The organism is Psychrobacter glacincola (assembly GCF_904846215.1).
Classification (GTDB): Bacteria; Pseudomonadota; Gammaproteobacteria; order Pseudomonadales; family Moraxellaceae; genus Psychrobacter; species Psychrobacter glacincola.
Genome location: NZ_CAJGZK010000004.1, coordinates 165,133 through 182,786 on the forward strand (window position 1 = coordinate 165,133; position 17,654 = coordinate 182,786).

15 protein-coding genes are annotated in these 17,654 nt (G+C 43.0%); 12 read left to right on the forward strand and 3 right to left on the reverse strand.

From position 1 onward, the window contains the following. Positions 1–129: 129 nt before the first annotated feature. Positions 130–1,422, reverse strand: coding sequence for a PepSY-associated TM helix domain-containing protein (locus tag JMW90_RS04015; RefSeq protein ID WP_201561805.1), 1,293 nt, complete (start codon positions 1,420–1,422; stop codon positions 130–132). 158 nt (positions 1,423–1,580) lie between these two features. Continuing rightward, positions 1,581–3,692: a TonB-dependent receptor domain-containing protein gene (locus JMW90_RS04020; protein ID WP_201561806.1), complete on the reverse strand. Its 2,112-nt coding sequence runs from the start codon at positions 3,690–3,692 to the stop codon at positions 1,581–1,583. Positions 3,693–4,342: 650 nt separating this feature from the next. Here JMW90_RS04020 and JMW90_RS04025 point away from each other — a divergent pair. Further along, complete coding sequence (locus JMW90_RS04025) at positions 4,343–5,749, forward strand: uracil-xanthine permease family protein (RefSeq protein WP_201561807.1); 1,407 nt, start codon at positions 4,343–4,345, stop codon at positions 5,747–5,749. Between the two features lie 290 nt (positions 5,750–6,039). Here JMW90_RS04025 and JMW90_RS04030 read toward each other — a convergent pair whose 3' ends face one another. After that, positions 6,040–6,705: a TetR/AcrR family transcriptional regulator gene (locus JMW90_RS04030; RefSeq protein WP_201561808.1), complete on the reverse strand. Its 666-nt coding sequence runs from the start codon at positions 6,703–6,705 to the stop codon at positions 6,040–6,042. Between the two features lie 337 nt (positions 6,706–7,042). Between JMW90_RS04030 and uraD the strand changes: the two genes are divergently transcribed. From uraD to JMW90_RS04085, 11 genes are all read left to right on the forward strand, one after another. Next, complete coding sequence (gene uraD / locus JMW90_RS04035) at positions 7,043–7,564, forward strand: 2-oxo-4-hydroxy-4-carboxy-5-ureidoimidazoline decarboxylase (protein WP_201561809.1); 522 nt, start codon at positions 7,043–7,045, stop codon at positions 7,562–7,564. Between the two features lie 38 nt (positions 7,565–7,602). Further along, the gene (gene uraH, locus JMW90_RS04040) at positions 7,603–7,971 is read left to right on the forward strand and encodes a hydroxyisourate hydrolase (RefSeq protein ID WP_201561810.1); all 369 of its coding nucleotides are present in this window, start codon (positions 7,603–7,605) and stop codon (positions 7,969–7,971) included. A 208-nt stretch (positions 7,972–8,179) separates the two neighbouring features. Then, entirely contained in the window at positions 8,180–9,505 is a 1,326-nt protein-coding gene (locus JMW90_RS04045) for a urate hydroxylase PuuD (protein ID WP_201561811.1), read from the forward strand. A 146-nt stretch (positions 9,506–9,651) separates the two neighbouring features. Further along, entirely contained in the window at positions 9,652–11,163 is a 1,512-nt protein-coding gene (locus JMW90_RS04050; protein WP_201561812.1) for an NCS1 family nucleobase:cation symporter-1, read from the forward strand. A 95-nt stretch (positions 11,164–11,258) separates the two neighbouring features. After that, positions 11,259–12,239, forward strand: coding sequence for an allantoinase PuuE (puuE, locus tag JMW90_RS04055; protein WP_201561813.1), 981 nt, complete (start codon positions 11,259–11,261; stop codon positions 12,237–12,239). A gap of 369 nt (positions 12,240–12,608) precedes the next feature. Further along, on the forward strand, positions 12,609–13,151 hold the full coding sequence (locus JMW90_RS04060; protein ID WP_201561814.1) for an ureidoglycolate lyase: 543 nt from the start codon (positions 12,609–12,611) through the stop codon (positions 13,149–13,151). A 114-nt stretch (positions 13,152–13,265) separates the two neighbouring features. Further along, positions 13,266–14,102: a bifunctional allantoicase/(S)-ureidoglycine aminohydrolase gene (locus JMW90_RS04065; protein WP_201561815.1), complete on the forward strand. Its 837-nt coding sequence runs from the start codon at positions 13,266–13,268 to the stop codon at positions 14,100–14,102. A 211-nt stretch (positions 14,103–14,313) separates the two neighbouring features. Next, positions 14,314–14,589, forward strand: a complete 276-nt coding sequence (locus JMW90_RS04070; RefSeq protein WP_201561816.1) for a Trp family transcriptional regulator — start codon at positions 14,314–14,316, stop codon at positions 14,587–14,589. Between the two features lie 65 nt (positions 14,590–14,654). Further along, on the forward strand, positions 14,655–16,073 hold the full coding sequence (locus tag JMW90_RS04075) for an anthranilate synthase component I family protein (protein WP_201561817.1): 1,419 nt from the start codon (positions 14,655–14,657) through the stop codon (positions 16,071–16,073). Positions 16,074–16,106: 33 nt separating this feature from the next. After that, positions 16,107–16,754, forward strand: a complete 648-nt coding sequence (locus JMW90_RS04080; RefSeq protein ID WP_201561818.1) for an anthranilate synthase component II — start codon at positions 16,107–16,109, stop codon at positions 16,752–16,754. A gap of 144 nt (positions 16,755–16,898) precedes the next feature. Then, the gene (locus JMW90_RS04085; protein ID WP_201561819.1) at positions 16,899–17,519 is read left to right on the forward strand and encodes a lysozyme inhibitor LprI family protein; all 621 of its coding nucleotides are present in this window, start codon (positions 16,899–16,901) and stop codon (positions 17,517–17,519) included. Positions 17,520–17,654: the final 135 nt, after the last annotated feature.

Genomic DNA, 17,654 nt, shown 5'->3' on the forward strand with positions numbered 1-17,654 from the left:
CTATTGGCTACAAATTTTTTGCAGCCTCTGTTACGTCTGCGAACAGCAAGCAAGAAAAATTGATACCCGCAGTACATAATGTGTCGATATTACTTTTCACTGACTATAGATGACGTTCTACTCTCAATATTATCTCAGCTTTTGCAAAGACTTTAAGCGTTGCTGCCGACCTTTCCACCATAAATACACCCCAGTACCAGACAAGACGGCAACGGCTACTCCAATCAATGCCAAGAATATTTGATATGCCAGATGACCTGCGCCATGGCTGATATGTCCCATATGTAAGGTGGATAACCACTGATCAACCTTATGACCAAATGAGGCGTTTTGATAAGCAAAATTCACTTTCTCAACGCTGCCATCTCTTGCATTGACTGTAATTGAAGACGCGCCACTTTTTTTGCCGATGTCTTGATTGGTTTTAAAGCGCATCTGCCATTGCTGATCGTCTTCAACCCAGCGCATACCTAATAATTGCTGTATGGTTAAGCCATTTTTTTGCGCGGCAATATTCGCTTGCTTGCTTAAATAATCGATACTATTGGCTTTATTAACAGCATTAGCAGTTGCATTCCTAACTGGCTTAACCTGCTCGCTAGGTTTATCTGCTTTATTTGATTTACCTTCTTTCCCTTTGTTGCCGTCAAGTCCGACCACCGCTTGCATCACAGGCCTATACACTTGCTGCAAATTAAAACCGACACTCGACCAAGCAATCACAAACAGCATCAGCCACAACCATAAACCAAACGCATGATGCACGTCATAATTCAGCTTAAAGGCATTAGTATCGCGGCGAATTTTCCACGCCGGTAGCCAGCGTTTTAATAGAGAAGCACGTTTTTTAGCAAGGTCTTGGCGCGGCGTATGATTCTTTTTGACGGCACGTGGCAAGGTCAGATAAAAGCCAATAAAACAATTAATCGTCCAGACCAACGCAATAATACCCAATACCAACTTGCCAATATCGCCCAATAACAGCTCACGATGCAGCCAGAACACCTTCCACATGGTATTGCGCCATGCCCACTCGTCTTTATCACGCACTCCAATGATATCCGCAGTATAGGGATTGATATAAACCTCTTGGAATAAGGGCTCAGGTTCTACCTTTATATCGCCTTTATATTTATCGACAGCAAAGACGACAGCACGGTTAGGCTCGCTTGCCACAGGCATGGTTGAAAAGCCATATTCTAGATAGCGGCTACTCACTTTTTCATGAAGGGTAGCGATAGACAATGGCGGGGTCTGCGCTTGCTCAACAACCACCAAACGCTGATTAAATAATGCGTCCAGCTCATCGTGAAATGCCAATAGCGCGCCAGTCATGCCAGCCATAAATAAAAAAGCGGCCATCACAAGCCCAGTATAACGGTGAATCCATAAGCAAGTTTGGCGCGGGTTGAATGAGGTCATTGGTTATTATTCTTTATTAATATAGATAAATAGTTGTAATAAAAATTAGGCACGATTGAGAATAACTTGTGAAGCCTGTGCCATAAAAAGCCAGCTCTCATCTACAGATAGCTGGCTTTTTTTATTCATCAACCTGTTACTCGTCAATCAGTAGGGATTTAGAATTGATAGCTTAAAGAGGCTTTGATATTGCGACCGGGTTCAAAGTCGGTGCGCAAGCCCCCATCCGGACGCGCATCAAGTGAGCGTGACGCATGGCTGGCATAGGTTTCATCAAGGATATTGTAAACACCTACCGTGGCTTTTAGACCATCGACTTGTTTTGGCATATAGCTCATAAAAATATCATGGACGTCATAGTTGGACTTTTCAGGCTGGGCAGATTCGGTTTTGGGCGTGATGGCTGCAACATAAGTACTACGCCAGCCAAGCTCAGTAGTATCTGTCGGCTCGTATGCCAAATTCACCATATATTTATCGCCTGAGTCGGCGCTGCCACCCGTTATCGATGGGATACTATAGCCCGTTTTATCGCCTTTACTACGTGCATGGGCATAGCTTAGACCCATGCTAAAATTTTCCATTTTATAGTCAGCAGCGAGCTCAACCCCCTTAATTTTATAATCTTCCTCTTTATTGACCGCGCCTTGGCAAGGCTTTGGTGAACTTGTTGTTCCTTGCTGTCCAGTAGTACAGTCTAAACCTGGTCTTTTATCACCAGAACGGACAAATTCAATAAAGTTTTCGATATCAGTTTCAAAATATTTGCCACTCAGTTGTAGCGCATCGCCCGCTACCGTCAAGTCGCGCAATGTTTTTACGATACCAATCTCGGCATTTGATCCTTCTTCTGCTTTTAAGTCACTATTGACGTAGGTTTTGTCGCCGTCTGAGTTAAAAATCGCTTGGCTCAAATCAGGGCCATTAAATAATTGCGTATAGCTAGCAAAAACTTGGGTCATTGGGGCAATTTCATAACTGCCAGCAAGGGCACCGACCACATTGTCATAAGTTTTGCCACCAGCAACAAATTCAGGCGACTCATAACGGTCGTAGCGTACGCCCGGCGTTAAGGTTAATTTGCCATTTTTCCACTGATCTTCTAGATAAATAGAGGTATTCTTGGCTTCATCGGTGCCTTTTTTAACAAAGTCACGCTCTAGCTCAGATTCTTTTTTGTAATGCTCAACACCAGCGATTAGTTTATGGGTGCCAACATTGGTATCAATAACACTGGTATTTTGAATTTTTGCGCCAGTGGTTTTTACGCCCGCTTCCCAGTTATAACCCGGATTTGTTGTATAGTCGGTATCGCGTGAAATCTGCGTTTCGGTTTGATAAACATTAGTATCGACATTGACCAAGTTACCAACTGGATTGTAAGTGTAGTCCAGACCATAAGTATCACGTTTGACCCTTTGCGGTAAGATTTCATTCCAACTACCAACGCCTGGGCTTGCGGGGAAATCTGGACGTAATGGGAAACGACCTTCGTTTTCAGTACGGCTGAAGCTGGCACCAAGGTGATGGTCAGTGGCAATATACGCGCCTGCCTTTAATAAGATATTCTCGCCCTTGCTGTCTTCAGTTTGAATCGAGCGACCTTCGCCATCTTCACCAGCATCGGCATTACGCTGACCATAATAAGCCAGTAAATCGGTGTTTGCGGTTGGTGCGGCAAATACAGTTGCTGACGTTAATAACTCATCATTATTACTGGCATAGCCTGCGTGCAATTTGGCACCGATTTTTTGACCCGGCTTCAGCAAATCTGCGGCATCAACGGTTTTAAAAGCTACTGCACCACCTAGCGCATCATTGCCTAGCGTGACAGAATTGTTGCCCACCGAAACTTCAGCTTGTTTTAATAAATCAGAATCAATGGTCACATCGCCCATATGATAAAACAACGTGCCTTCTTGACGAGCGCCATCAATGGTGACTTTTAGATTGGTATCATCGAGTCCGCGCACACGTATGCGCTGATTGACCGCTGACGTACCGCCTACGGTAACGCCCGGTACCACATTTAAAAAATCACTTAAGTGGCTTGCCTGCGCAGCTGGGGTATAGCCTTCTACATCAACGCCGCCCTCTTGCACGCTTTCACGTACTGAGCTGTTGGCCGTCACGGTGATCGTTTGTAAGGTGCTGCTCGGCATGTCTGTCACTGTAGCGGCACTCGCTGCTTGCGCACCTAATACCGCTGCTACGCCCATAGACAGTACGGTTAATCGACCAGAGAATCTTGATACTTTTACTTCGCGCATAGCACCCTCATTTTATCTACTATTAGAATTTTAAAACTCGTTTAAGAACCTATTAATCAGCAATCTTTGCCCAAAACCACTTTCTAAAAAGCGTGATGTCTTAATAATTATTAAGCTTCATATACGAATGACAATGTTAATGATAATTATTATCGTTTAAATATCGACAGGCATAATAACGAAGTATTAACAATTTGGCAATAATTAATCTGAGAATTTTTCTCTTAATACTTTTACCTTTACATACTGGTGTCGGCATCTGTACATCTGATGAATATACTTCATGTACTACCCCTTAGATGATTTCCGCCTATAAGTAGGAAGCGATTATCAGCGACTAAACAATCATTTATAAGCGCTTAATATCGAAAAAAAGTATTGCAATATACTGCCAATTACATATACCCTAATACAGTTGACTAATTAGTCAGGTTTTGAGATATGACTAGCAGTCAGACTGAGAAAGACTTGTTATTTGCTTGCGTTTATTTGCATAAGGATTGTGCGACTCTATGTTAGATATTGTGTAGACAGTTAGCTGAGATAAAGGCTTATAGAGACAGTCATATGTCTCCCATTTATCAATGTAATGCCGTATCTAAATATTTTTATAGAGCTTGGATTAAAAGTCACTTTAGGAGAAAGCCAAAATGAGTGAGCATACTCAAGGAAATCCCGATTTATTGTATGGACTGCATGACCGTCCTGCTCCTGCGAAAGCATTCTTAGGTGCAGTACAGCATGTACTCGCCGCTTTCGTTGGTGTTATTACCCCCTCATTGATTATCGGCGGTGCTTTGGGTCTAGGTGAGCATATCCCCTACCTTATCAGCATGGCGCTAATGGTATCTGGGGTTTCAACCTTTATTCAAACCCGTAAATTTGGTCCTGTCGGTTCAGGGCTAATGGCTTTGCAAGGCACCAGTTTTGGTTTTTTAGCGGCAGTGTTAGCAGCAGGTTTTGTAGTAAAAAACCGCGGTGGTAGTCCTGAAGAAATCCTCTCTGTTATCTTTGGCGTCACATTTTTAGCAGCCTTTGTTGAGATATTTTTGAGTCAGTTCATCACTAAACTTAAATCCTTGATGAGCCCTATCGTCACTGGCTGTGTCATTGTCACCATCGGTTTGTCACTAACTAAAGTTGGTCTGACTGATCTAGCAGGCGGTGTTGGTGCTGAAGATTTTGGTAGTATCGAGAATTTACTACTAGGCGGCGGGGTATTAATTGGTGTCGTACTTATTAGTATCGTACCCAATAAAGTTATTCGTTCAAGCGCTATTTTTATTGGTCTAATATTAGGCTTAGTTGTCGCCGCCTTCATGGGTCGCATTGACTTCTCATTGGTCTCGCAAGCGCCGCTACTAACGGTACCTGTGCCATTTAAGTTTGGTTTTGGTTTTGACTGGCAAGCATTTATACCGATTGCCTTTATGTATATTATTACCAGTATCGAGACTGCCGGTGACTTGACCGCAACTTCAATGATCTCAGGCGAGCCTATCAAAGGTCCATTATATGAGAAACGTATTAAAGGTGGGGTATTAGCTGATGGTGTCAATTCTGCCATTGCTGGTATATTTAACAGCTTCCCAGTCACTACTTTTAGCCAGAATAACGGCGTTATTCAGATGACGGGTATCGCTAGTCGCTATGTTGGCTTCTATGTCGGTGGTATTTTGTTCTTTATGGGTTTATTCCCTATATTAGGTGCTATCTTTACTCAGCTGCCAAAACCGGTGGTTGGTGGCGTGACATTGCTGATGTTTGCTACCGTAGCGACCGCTGGTATTCGTATTTTATCAACGGTTAATTTTACTCATCGTAATATATTAATTATTGCTACTTCATTAGGTCTTGGCTTAGGCGTTGCTTTTGTTCCTGACGTGTTCGCCCAAATGCCACAGATGTTCCGTAATATCTTTGGCTCAGCAATTACGATGTCAGGTATCATCGCGATTACGCTCGATACGATTTTGCCGAAGAATTATGGTATCGAGTATGATACGGCTGACCAACATACTGAAGATGACGTAAAGCCTGCTCGTGAAGCCGCTTAACAGTGAATGATTGTCTCAGAAAATATAAAAGACTTTGCTGAGTGACAAAAGAAAAGGATTGCCTTAATGATAAAGCGCCGATTGGTAAGCGCTCTCATTAAAGCAATCCTTTATGCGTCAAGCAATTGAGTGATATAGCCAGTGAAAAGCAATATCGACACATGATGTACTGCTGGTATCAATTTTTCTTGCTTGCTGAGCCCATGCAGACAGAGGCTGCAAAAAATTGTACCCGCAGTACCGTAGCGTTTTTAGAGTATTTTGACTATAGCAGTGATTCAAATCCACCACTACTCGAGTCCGCAACCCCTTAGTATAAAAGGTATCAAGAAGTCAGCGGCACGTGCCTCGTCCGTCTCATCGTACGCGCTCTTTTGCATCAAACCGACGATTTCTGTTTCAAACTCTGCATAGCGCTGCGTGGTTGCCCATATCAAAATCAATAACTGTAAGGGGTCAGCAATGGCGATTTTGCCTTGCTCATGCCATGTCTTCATAACCTGTGTTTTATCCAGTGCCCAGTCTTTCATCGCCGTCGACATAAAATCATGCAAATGCGGCGCACCGCCGATGACCTCTAACGCAAATAGCTTATGGCGGTTTGGGTTAGCAAACGCTTGATGCAGTTTGGTACGGACGAACTTTTCGATGACGATTTTAGGGTCACTATCTACTGTCATCGTCACCAAGCCCTCATTCCACTCTTGAATGATGGCGCGCAAAACCATTTTGTACAGATTTTTCTTATTCTTAAAGTAGTAATGTACATTGGCTTTTGGTAGCCCTGCCCGATCGGCGATACCCTGCATCGTGGCACCGCGATAGCTTTGTAGCACAAACTCTTCTTCAGCGGCGGTCAAAATCACCGCTTGGTTTTGGGCACGAATATCCTGCTGATTGCGATGAACCACACCATCAGAGGCGGATGGGGTAATTGTTTTAGCACTTTGAGTCATAGTTGTACCGTTAGACGTTCATGTCAATAAATAACCATATTCTAGCGTGACTTTGAGACAAACTGTCAATGAATACGCTAAATTTTATGATAAATTATAAAAAATAAAAATATTTTGCATAAAGTAGTTGACCATTTGGTCAGGTTTAAGCAGAATGGATAATATTAAACCAATTACGACTCAACCGATACTACTTTCACCTGAGTTTTTCCCTGAGTTATGTAATCAAGAGACCACTATCAGCAAACGATAATGTCTATTCTTTATAAATTCATATCACTCAAATGATACATTTGTATCCATCAAAATTTTTGTGTCAACAGATAAGGATATCACTGTGAGCTTATCACTATCGCAACTGAATGCTCTCTCGCAAGCCGCTGCAACCTCAGAATTATTGACCTGCTGCACCAGTAGCCAATGGGCGCAAACTTTGGCAGACGCCCGTCCGTTTGCAGATATAGAGGCGCTACTGAGCGCAAGCGACGCGGCATGGCAACAAGCCCAAACTGACGAAGCCAATTTATTAGAAGCCTTTGATGGTCATCCACAGATTGGCAATGTCGACTCATTAAAAGAGAAATATCGCAATACGCAAGACAGTGCCGCTCATGAACAATCAGGCGCCAATGATGCCGAAGACGCTGTCCTTGAAGCATTAGCACAAGGCAATCAAGATTATCTCGATAAATTCGGTTTTATCTTTATTGTCTTTGCGACGGGTAAGAGCGCGCAGCAAATGCTGGATTTACTGCAAGCACGTCTGCCAAATGATCGCAAGACTGAATTGGTCAATGCGGCTACTGAACAAAATAAAATCACGCGTTTGCGTTTACAAAAACTGTTAGGCGACGCTTAAACTTTGCTTTGTCTGTCTCATATATAAAAGGAATTATTATGTCAGGTACTCTCTCATCACATATTTTAGATACCCATCTTGGCAAGCCTGCCGCTGATATCGCAGTAACGCTACATCGCGTGAGCGCCAGTGGCGAGCCGTCATTATTGGCCAATGGTGTTACCAACGCTGATGGTCGCGTGACGCCAGATAGCTGGGCGTTTAACCCAGAAATTGATATTGCCGAGTATCATTTAGATGTTGGGCGTTATACGCTGACCTTTGATACCCAAGCGTATTTTGATGCACAAAACCTCACGGTATTTTATCCGCAAGTGGTCATCGATTTTATGATACAAGACAATGGTCACTACCATGTGCCACTACTGCTTAGCGCACACGGCTACGGCACTTATCGCGGATCATAATTTTATAGCTTTATGACTCGAAGCCTTATAAAAATAAGGCTCAGCGAGCGCTGGAAACTTTAAACATCTGACAGTGAGGTCAGTGGTTTAAGACCAAATAAATAATGCTGGTATCGCTACGTTGTATCACAATCTTTTATAATAACGAAGGTGAGCAAAAGTCGTTACGAGTTACCAAGATATCATAATATAAAAGGACATTGACAACATGGGTGCATATCTTCTCGATTGGCTAAGTTTATTCTTCCGCTGGTTCCACGTTATCGCTGGTGTGGCATGGATTGGCGCATCATTTTATTTCGTATGGCTCGACATGAGTCTTCAAAAGCCACCTGAATGGAAGTCCAAAAAGGGTATCTCAGGTGATTTATGGGCAGTACATGGTGGTGGTTTCTATGAAATTGCCAAATACAAGCTCGAACCTGAAGAGATGCCAAAAACGCTGCATTGGTTTAAGTGGGAAGCCTATACCACTTGGCTGACCGGTATGGCGATGCTCATTATCGTTTACTATATCAATGCGACGGCTTACTTGATTGATCCAAGCAAAGTTGATTTTGGTAGCAGCGTTGGTGCTATCTCGACCAGTCTACTGTTCTTATTCGGTAGTTACTTTATTTATGAAGTCATTGTACGCAGCAATGTCGGCAAAAATAAACTGGCCTTTAGTGTCACTATCTTTGTACTCATGATTATCGCCACTTGGGGCTCATATCAGCTATTTAGTGATCGTGCATCCTTTATCCATGTCGGTGCCATTTTAGGTACTATCATGGCAGGTAACGTGTTCTTTGGGATTATGCCAGCTCAGCGCGCACTTGTAGATTGTGTACGCCGCGGTGTCAAACCAGGTCCTGAAGTGGCAGGTTTGGCATTAATGGCCAGAAACCGCTCATTGATGAATAACTACTTTACCCTACCGCTCATCTTTATCATGATTAGTAATCACTATCCAATGATGTATTCACATGCGCATGGTTGGTTGGTATTGGTATTCGTCGGTATCATCACTGCAACGGCTCGTCATTACTTTAACGAAAAACATTTGGGTCGTCATAGACCAAAATTCTTGGTGATTCCTGCGATAGCAACCATACTATTGATTATTTGGATGCGTCCAGCACCTATTGAGCCAGTACCAGTTCCTGTAGCATCTGCAACAGAAACTGCTCCAGCACCAGCTCCAGCACCGACAGATACACCGCCTGCTGCTGTAACTCAAGAAACGAATGCGCTAGCTCCTGCTACTAGTACAGATACGACTGCTGCAGTAGTACCTGTTGCTGCTTCAGCTGACGACGCTATCATGAAAGTGGTACAAGCAAAATGTAGCGTTTGCCATGCGGCACAACCAACACAAGCTGGATTTAATGCACCGCCAGCGGGTATTATTATCCAAACCCCTGCAGACATAAAAACTCATCAAGCTAAGATTGTGCCTGCCGTACAAAGTGGCTATATGCCACTGGGTAATATCACTCAGCTAAGCGATGAAGAGCGCCAACAACTGGTCGCTTATGCTTCAGGGTTATAAGTGAGCATTCTAGACACAGATGAGTAAACGCTGATCAAACAATTACCTTGACCAATGACCTAGACATCCTTAAAGTGTTAACAATAAACCTTGCTAAATGTTAACAATGTTTATTTCGATTGATTCCAATCTAAAGGGAGAAAAGGATGTCTACTGCAAATGAGCAAGGAAGTCAGCTCAGCACCCAATCCAACAGCGCGCTCTATGATTGCAATACCTTTAATCCAGAACGCAAAAACTCAAGATTATACAATGAAGATCTTGCCCCACTACAGCCTGAACAGCGTAATTGGGGTTGGTTTGCGATATTTAACGTTTGGTCCAATGACATTCAAAGTCTATTCGGCTATACCCTTGCAGCATCTTTATTCTTAAGCTATGGTTTGAGTGGCTGGTGGGTCATGGCAGCGATTATATGCTCTGGCTTTATTGTCATGTGGATGGTGAATTTAACAGGTAAACCTAGTGTCAAATATGGTATTCCTTTTCCAGTATTGATACGTGCCAGTATGGGTATCAATGGCGCTAACCTACCTGCCATCCTACGCGCTATTATCGGTATCTTTTGGTACGGAGTGCAGACTTATTTTGCCTCAACCGCAGTTGCCATCTTATTAGCTATTGTCATAGGTAGTCCAGATGCGACATTTTTAGGTTTAAATAGTACCGCTTGGATTGCCTTTGTCATCGTTTGGGTATTTCAGATTTTGCTGTTTTGGGCAGGCATTGAACCCATCAAGCACTTTTTGAATTGGGCAGGACCATTAGTCTATGTAGTGATGGTCATTCTTATGGCCGTCATCTGGTATCAATCAGGCTCTGAGTTGCTACCAGCGATTAATTCTATCTTTGCCAGTGGTAGTGATTACAGTGGGAACGCCATACAGGCATTTACTGCTATCGTCGGTACGATGGTTGCTTACTTTGCAGCAGTCGTCATTAACTTTGGTGACTTCTCACGCTTTTTACGTAGTGAGCGTGATATGCGCTTGGGTAACTTACTTGGCTTACCCATCAATATGGTGTTTTTCTCATTCATCGCTTTGGTCATTACCGCTGGAACTTTAGTAATATTTGGCGAAGCATTAACCAATCCATCAGATATTGTTGATCGAGTCGATACTTTACCTTTGACCATTATTGCAGCGCTGACCTTTTTTGCCGCCACCGTCGGTATCAATATGGTCGCAAACTTTATTCCCCCTGCTTATGATTTGGCCAACTTGTTTCCTAAGCATATTAACTTTCGTATGGGCGGCTTAATCACTGCTGTTATCGCCTTTTTCATTGGCGCATTGTGGTTATCGTTTATCAGTAAGATCGGTATTGTGGGTTTTGTAAATGCTATCGGTGCTGTCATCGCTCCATTCTTTGGTATCTTAATAATCGATTATTACCTGATTAAACGTCAACATATTGATATGAATGATTTATTTTCCGATCAGCCAACTGGTGCTTATTATTACTACAAAGGCTGGAACATCCGTGCGCTTATCGCCTTTGCAATCGGTGCTATATTCTCTATCGCTACAGTATTGATACCAGCACTCACCAAGCTTGAAGGTTACGGTTTCTTATTAGGAGCGGCACTAGGTGGCATCGTGTATTGGGTATTAATGCGCCCTTATGCGGTAGATCCTAACACCATAGTAGAATAATGAAGTGAGAAAGATAAAGCGAAAGAGTAGCGTAAAAAATAGTTATTAAATTTCAAACAGATCTGTTGCTCTGTTTTTATAAAGGATAAAACACAATGACGAAAAAGATTACTAGCGACTTTAATCAAGATGCTTATCCACGCGATTTAAAAGGCTATGGTGACAATCCACCAAACGCCAAATGGCCAGGCGGCGCTAAAATTGCTGTACAGTTTGTGCTAAATATCGAAGAAGGCGCAGAGAATAGTGTCTTGCATGGCGATGGTCAATCAGAGCGTTTCTTATCAGACGTTTTAGGTACGCCAGAATTTACCAATCGTCATCAGTCTATCGAGTCAGCCTTTGAATACGGTAGCCGAGTGGGTGTTTGGCGCGTACTAGATACTTTTAAAGAGTATGGCCTGCCTATTACTACCTTTACTTGTGCAGCCGCTGCCGAAAAAACACCGCATATTGTCGAGCGCATCCTCGAAGACGGTCATGAGATTGCCAGCCACGGATTACGCTGGATCACTTATCAGTATATGTACCGCGAGACCGAGCGTGAACATGTACGCCGTGCCACTGAAATCTTTGAGCGTATGGTCGGCAATCAGCCTCTTGGCTGGTACACCGGTCGCGATAGTCCCAATACTCGCGAGCTGGTCGCAGAACAAGGCGGCTATATTTATGACTCTGATTCTTATGCCGATGAGCTCCCGTACTGGCTCAATGTCAAAGTAGAAGAAGGCAGCAAAATTGCGCGCAAACCGCATCTGGTCATTCCTTATACGCTTGAAACCAATGACATGCGTTTTTCTTCCAGTCCTGGGTTCACCAATGCCGAACCTTTTTATCAGTATCTAAAAGACAGCTTTGACACTTTATATGAGGAAGGTCAAGACACGCCAAAAATGCTCACCATTGGTTTGCATTGCCGCATCATTGGTCGTGCTGGGCGCATTAAAGCGCTTAAACAATTTTTGCAATACATCACCAGTAAACCTGATGTTTGGATATGCCGCCGCGATGAAATCGCCAAGCATTGGTATGAAAACCATCCAGCCACGGCTGATAACACCGCCAACTGGATGTAGTCGTAACAACGATCATAAGACGTATCATCACATTAATCAGCACGTACGTAGTAACAATCACGTAAGCGAACGGATGATGTAGTTGATTCAATTTAAAAAGAACACAGTGCTGCTGGGATAAATTTTACGAAGCCTCTGGAGTGCGAAGCGCACAGCAAGCGAGAGAAATTTATACCAGCATGCTGCTATTCTGAGCGTAACTCTTTTATATTGAACTCACTATACGCTCAAGGCAGTTAATACCTTAGTGATTCAATTGCTCAAAAACGATATCTTGGGTCCGGTATTTTCTTAGCTCAAATAGATATATAACTGAATAAGTTGCTAAAATAAATAAATGATATTGCTAATTAACCTAAAGGTGAACTTATGAAAACCACAATCATTGCCAAACCTTTAACTAAAGCTGCTTTTGCTCCTTATGGCTCAGTGATTGAGCCTTATGATGAGCAAGAAAAATGTCCTGAAAACAGTTGGGATATCAATCGCGGCTACGCCTGTCGTCATAATGCTATCTCAAAAGTTAGTCTAGATGGTGGAGAGGTCGGTTTTAGTATTTTTCGTACCAAAAGACGCGATTGCCCGATTACGTTATCAGTGATGGAATATCATCCGTTTGGTACGCAAGCCTTCTTTTCTATGAATGACACAGACTATCTAGTCGTTGTGGCCAAAGCTGGCGATGCGCCTAAATCAGCTGATGATTTAGAAGTGTTTTATGCTCATTCGCATCAAGGCGTGCAGTATGACGCCAGCGTTTGGCATCATCCGCTACTTGCACTAAACGCTGATTGTGACTTTTTAGTGGTCGATCGCATCAATGGTGATGGCAATAATTGCCATGAATTCGAGATTGATGATTGGGAAGTTTGTATTGATGTATCTGCTGAGCAGGCTAAAATTCAGGCCTAATGGCTATCGTCAACTGACGAAGAATTATGCTAATGTCAGAGCATTAATCGCATAAAAAATCAAAGGTTCAGACACAAATTTATCGCAGAACAAAACCACTAAGGAACATGAACCATGTCAACAAAAAGTACTTATTACGCGCCAACCGGCGGCTTGCCTCCGCAGACACAATTACTATCTGACCGCGCCATCTTCACCGAAAGTTATGCGATTATCCCTAAACGCGTATTAACTGATATTGTCATTAGTTATCTGCCATTTTGGACAGGTATGCGAATGTGGGTACTTGCACGTCCTTTAAGCGGTTTTTCAGAAACTTTCTCACAGTATATTGTTGAAGTAGAGCCTCATGGCGGCTCAGAAAAGCCTGAGCTAGATGCAAATGCCGAAGGTGTTGTATTCATCGTTGAAGGCGAAATGGATATGACGATCGAAGGTGAGTCGCATCATCTTGAAGCAGGTGGTTATGCATTCTTACCACCTGGCTGCAAATGGACGCTAAAAAACAATAGCGACAAGCATGTTAAATTCCATTGGATCCGTAAAGCCTATCAACACTGCGAAGGTATTGATGTGCCTGAAGCGTTTGTAACGAGCGATCACGATGTTGAAGCGATTGAGATGCCAGGTACTGATGGTGTATGGACAACCACTAGGTTTACCGAACAGTCTGATATGCGTCACGATATGCATGTGAATATCGTCACTTTCCAGCCAGGTGGCGTGATTCCATTTGATGAAACCCATGTGATGGAACATGGTTTGTATGTACTAGAAGGTAAAGCCGTCTATCACTTAAACGGTGAATGGGTAGAAGTTGAAGCAGGTGACTTTATGTGGCTGCGCGCATTCTGCCCACAATCTTGTTATGCTGGCGGACCGGGTCCATTTAGATATTTACTATATAAAGACGTGAATCGTCATATGCCGTTTATTCGCCCAGTACGATAAGCCATATAGAGGCATAATTTTTAATAGTAAAGCCAGCTGATTAAGATTAGTTGGCTTTTTATTTTTATACTGAATTGGACGCTGTTAAAAAAAGAATTTTTATCAACTACTGCTACAACATTCCATTACTCTACTTGCCTTTTATGTACTACTGTACTAGAATACTGAAACAAGATGATAATCTATCTATTTTTAATGAAGATTAAATATTATGAGCACTGACCCTTATCATAGTTTACTAACGCATTTAGCCAACTGTACTGATAGCTCAAATATTGAGGCCTTGCTAAGTGCCTTACTGACGGGCAGAGAGCAACATGAGATTGCCAATCGTATCCGTATTTTTGACTTGCTAGCACGCGGTGTCACCCAACGTGAAATATCTGAAGAGCTAGGCGTCGGTATTGCCACTGTATCTCGCGGTGCCAAAGCGATGCAAATTCACGATGTTAGTGCGCTGCTAGCTACCCACAGACAAGACGCGTAATACAGCGATCAACGCTAATTACATTTATTCTAGCTATACAAATTTGAACCACTTTGGACATGATTATGACCTCTCCTACACTCCAGCATAACCAGCCTGCTGCTATTGATATTCCTAGTAAGCCACAGCGCATTAAGCTTACTCAGGATATTGATTTCTTTGCGTTGTTTAAACGTATTGAGCGCGCCTTTGATACTTGTTATTTGCTCGAATCACTGGGCGAAGATGGACATATGGCGCGTCATCATGCGATTGGTTTTGATCCGGTGATGACCATTACCGCTATCGACCGCACTACCCTTGCTATTACCGACAATAAGACCGCTGAAACCAATCATTATCAGACTGACAATCCTTATCAATTGCTCCGTAAAATTACCCCGCAGCACGTCATTGCTCGTGAGCAAAGCGGTGGTCTCGTCGGTTATTTGGGTTACGACAGTGTCAATTTCTTTGAACCAAGCCTCAATGCTAAGCCAAGCGATGACTTTGAACCGTTCAAATTTGGTGTATATTTGGATGGTTTAACGCTCGATAAAATGACTGGTGAAATTTTCTATTTTTATTATCCAACTGCGCAGCAAGAAAACCGCATTGAGCAAATCAAAGCGCTACTTGATGAACCAATCCCAAATTATAAGCCGCCGACGGTTGAGTTTTTGGGTGACGGCATGAGTCAAGAGGAGCACGCTAAAGCTGTCATGCAAGTCAAAGAAGACATCATCTCGGGGCGTATCTTTCAGTGTGAGGTCGGTTTTAAATCTAAATATCGTATTGCGGGCGATAAAATGCCCATTTATGAAAAATTGCGCTCGGTCAATCCGTCACCGCACATGTATTTTATGAAATTTGCCCAGCAGTGCATTATCGGCGCGTCGCCTGAACTGCTATTTCGCTTACGTCAAGGTGAAATGGAAACCTACCCACTCGCAGGTACAGCCAAGCGCGGCGTTGATGTCATCGAAGATCGACAGCTTGCCCGCGCCTTACTAAACGATGCCAAAGAGATTGCCGAGCACAATATGCTAGTTGATTTGCACCGCAATGATATTGGCCGTGTGGCGCAATTTGGTACGGTAAAAGTACGTAGCCTCATGGATATCAAACGCTTCTCACACGTGCAACATATCTCTTCTGAAATCGTCGGTATTTTGCATCCTAATGAAGATATGTTTAGCGCCCTTGCCAGTAACTTCCCTGCTGGAACACTGTCAGGCGCACCAAAGGTTGAAGCGATTAAAGTCATCAATGAGCTGGAGCCTGATGGTCGCGGCGCTTATGGTGGTGCGCTTGGATCATTTAACTTTAACGGTGACTGCATTTTTGCCATTCCTATTCGCAGCCTATTCATCAATGGTGAGTCTGCTTATGCGCAAACCTGTGGCGGTAATGTTTATGACTCCAATCCTGCTGACGAATATCTAGAAATTCAGCGTAAATTGTCTGCCATGAAAGTCGTCTTAGACAGTTTTATGAATCCGTAAATTGTGTATATTTTGCCAAAGAGTTGATAACCCATGAATGTTTTAATTATAGATAACTACGACTCGTTTACCTTTAATCTTTACCAATATATCGGTGAGATTTTACAGACGATGGACGGTGATAAAGCCGCAAACGTCATTGTTAAACGTAATAATGAGATAACGTTAGCAGATGTACAGGCCATGAATCTTGACCGCATTATCATTTCGCCCGGTCCTGGTGCTCCTGATGACCCCGCCTACTTTGGTATTTGTGCCGAAGTCATCGAAGTCATGGGTAAGACGACGCCCCTATTAGGTGTCTGCTTGGGTTTACAAGGCATCGCCCATGTATTTGGCGGTGACGTGGTACGTGCTAATGTACCGATGCATGGCAAGGTCTCGTCGATTCGACATGATGGTGCAGGTGTCTATCAAGGCTTGCCACAAGAGATTGAAATCATGCGCTATCATTCACTGATGGTACAAGCAGATACCCTACCAGAGTGCTTGACTGTGACGGCTGTCGTCGCCAATGACGCTCATAGTGAATTAATTTTGGCAGAATCAGCGCTAGCGGGTGATGAGATTATGGGACTCCAGCATAAAGACTACCCGATTCAAGGTGTACAGTTTCATCCTGAATCGTTTGCGACTGAAGGTGCTAAGCGCTTACTCACGAACTTTTTGTTGCAAGTATAAATCCTCATGCTTGCCTTAGACCCAAATAAATCCCGCTTACCGATATATCAACGACTATGCCGTGTAAGTGTATTTGCAAGTCTGATGCTATGCGCTTCTTTTAGCTCAGCCATGACGCCTATAAAAGCGAACTTTATACTAGGTATGGACGTACAAGGTCAACGCTTAAACCTGTATCGAGATTGCGAAGAAGGCAGTGTGACTTGCGATAATATGCTATTGGTGGCTCCAGACTTGGGGCGCTTGTTGCAAACAAAGATGTTAGGTAAAAGACAAGATGAATCTCCCTATGCAGTAAAGCTTTATCCTGCTAAAACCAAGCATAGCTTATGTAAAGATGGCGTGACCCCTTGTGGTTTTCAGGGGTATAGCTTTGAGGGAGAAGATATTAATGGATTTATAAATCCATCAAATAAGGAAATAAATATAGGCAGTAATTGGACGAAAGACAGCGCGACTTTATCTTATCAAGAAAATTCAACTTATTTGCCATTAGCGTCACAAGCTGGTCTCATTGATTCTTTATATAAAACTTCTGACAAAGATTTAAATAGTAGCTACAGACTTATCGGAAAAGACATAGAGAGTGTATACGGTCAAGATAGCCTAAATGCGTTCAAAAAAGATCAGGTTAGATGGATAAGGCAGCGTTCAAAGGACTGCGGGGCAGATTCTCGGCATCTACCAAGAACCCAAGCTGAAAAAGTCTGTTTTATTCAGCAAAATAATATTCGAATGGAAGAGTACTTTTTGTGGATTGATTAAGGCGTATCGAGCCCATCCCAGATTCTGTGTAACTGCCCTTTAGATTAAATGCCTGCTAATACGATCATCAAACATAATCATAAAGCGATTAAGGGCAGACGTCCAGTTACGAATCGGCATCGACCACTTTTTAGA

What these genes read in the sequence shown, in the direction of transcription:
- JMW90_RS04015 (WP_201561805.1), bottom strand. Translation starts at nt 1,422, where the DNA reads ATGACCTCATTCAACCCGCGCCAAACTTGCTTATGGATTCACCGTTAT.
- JMW90_RS04020 (WP_201561806.1), bottom strand. Translation starts at nt 3,692, where the DNA reads ATGCGCGAAGTAAAAGTATCAAGATTCTCTGGTCGATTAACCGTACTG.
- JMW90_RS04025 (WP_201561807.1), top strand. Translation starts at nt 4,343, where the DNA reads ATGAGTGAGCATACTCAAGGAAATCCCGATTTATTGTATGGACTGCAT.
- JMW90_RS04030 (WP_201561808.1), bottom strand. Translation starts at nt 6,705, where the DNA reads ATGACTCAAAGTGCTAAAACAATTACCCCATCCGCCTCTGATGGTGTG.
- uraH (WP_201561810.1), top strand. Translation starts at nt 7,603, where the DNA reads ATGTCAGGTACTCTCTCATCACATATTTTAGATACCCATCTTGGCAAG.
- JMW90_RS04045 (WP_201561811.1), top strand. Translation starts at nt 8,180, where the DNA reads ATGGGTGCATATCTTCTCGATTGGCTAAGTTTATTCTTCCGCTGGTTC.
- JMW90_RS04050 (WP_201561812.1), top strand. Translation starts at nt 9,652, where the DNA reads ATGTCTACTGCAAATGAGCAAGGAAGTCAGCTCAGCACCCAATCCAAC.
- puuE (WP_201561813.1), top strand. Translation starts at nt 11,259, where the DNA reads ATGACGAAAAAGATTACTAGCGACTTTAATCAAGATGCTTATCCACGC.
- JMW90_RS04060 (WP_201561814.1), top strand. Translation starts at nt 12,609, where the DNA reads ATGAAAACCACAATCATTGCCAAACCTTTAACTAAAGCTGCTTTTGCT.
- JMW90_RS04065 (WP_201561815.1), top strand. Translation starts at nt 13,266, where the DNA reads ATGTCAACAAAAAGTACTTATTACGCGCCAACCGGCGGCTTGCCTCCG.
- JMW90_RS04070 (WP_201561816.1), top strand. Translation starts at nt 14,314, where the DNA reads ATGAGCACTGACCCTTATCATAGTTTACTAACGCATTTAGCCAACTGT.
- JMW90_RS04075 (WP_201561817.1), top strand. Translation starts at nt 14,655, where the DNA reads ATGACCTCTCCTACACTCCAGCATAACCAGCCTGCTGCTATTGATATT.
- JMW90_RS04080 (WP_201561818.1), top strand. Translation starts at nt 16,107, where the DNA reads ATGAATGTTTTAATTATAGATAACTACGACTCGTTTACCTTTAATCTT.
- JMW90_RS04085 (WP_201561819.1), top strand. Translation starts at nt 16,899, where the DNA reads ATGGACGTACAAGGTCAACGCTTAAACCTGTATCGAGATTGCGAAGAA.